Here is an 869-nt window from a genome sequence, read left to right on the forward strand (position 1 = left end):
AAGGAAAAATTCGAACGGACCAAGCCGCACGTCAACGTCGGCACCATCGGTCACGTTGACCACGGCAAAACCACCCTGACGGCTGCGATCGCAACCGTTCTGTCGAAGAAGTTCGGCGGCGAAGCCAAGGCATACGACCAGATCGATGCGGCTCCGGAAGAAAAAGCACGCGGCATCACCATCAACACCGCACACGTCGAATACGAAACCGCGAACCGTCACTACGCGCACGTCGACTGCCCGGGCCACGCCGACTACATCAAGAACATGATTACCGGTGCTGCCCAGATGGACGGCGCGATCCTGGTGTGCTCGGCCGCTGACGGCCCGATGCCGCAGACCCGCGAGCACATCCTGCTGGCGCGTCAAGTTGGCGTTCCGTACATCATCGTGTTCCTGAACAAGTGCGACCTGGTCGACGACGCGGAACTGCTGGAACTGGTCGAAATGGAAGTGCGCGAACTGCTGTCGAAGTACGAGTTCCCGGGCGACGACCTGCCGATCATCAAGGGTTCGGCACGTATGGCCCTGGAAGGCCAGGCTGGCGAAATGGGCGAAGACTGCATCATCCGTCTGGCCGAAGCCCTGGATTCGTACATCCCGACCCCGGAACGTGCCGTTGACGGCGCCTTCCTGATGCCGGTGGAAGACGTGTTCTCGATCTCGGGCCGCGGTACCGTGGTGACCGGTCGTGTCGAGCGCGGCGTCATCAAGGTCGGCGAAGAGATCGAAATCGTCGGTATCGTCGACACCGTCAAGACCACCTGCACCGGCGTGGAAATGTTCCGCAAGCTGCTGGATCAAGGTCAAGCTGGCGACAACGTCGGCCTGCTGCTGCGCGGTACCAAGCGTGAAGACGTCCAGCGTGG

Annotated in this window: 1 protein-coding gene; it reads left to right on the top strand. The window is 61.3% G+C overall.

Features of this window, described 5'->3' with window-relative positions; translation table 11 throughout:
• On the top strand, positions 1-869 hold an 869-nt coding region (gene tuf / locus QPK32_RS26455), incomplete at both ends, for an elongation factor Tu (protein WP_290415760.1).

It is taken from the genome of Massilia sp. YIM B02763 (assembly GCF_030412015.1).
Lineage (GTDB): Bacteria > Pseudomonadota > Gammaproteobacteria > Burkholderiales > Burkholderiaceae_D > Telluria.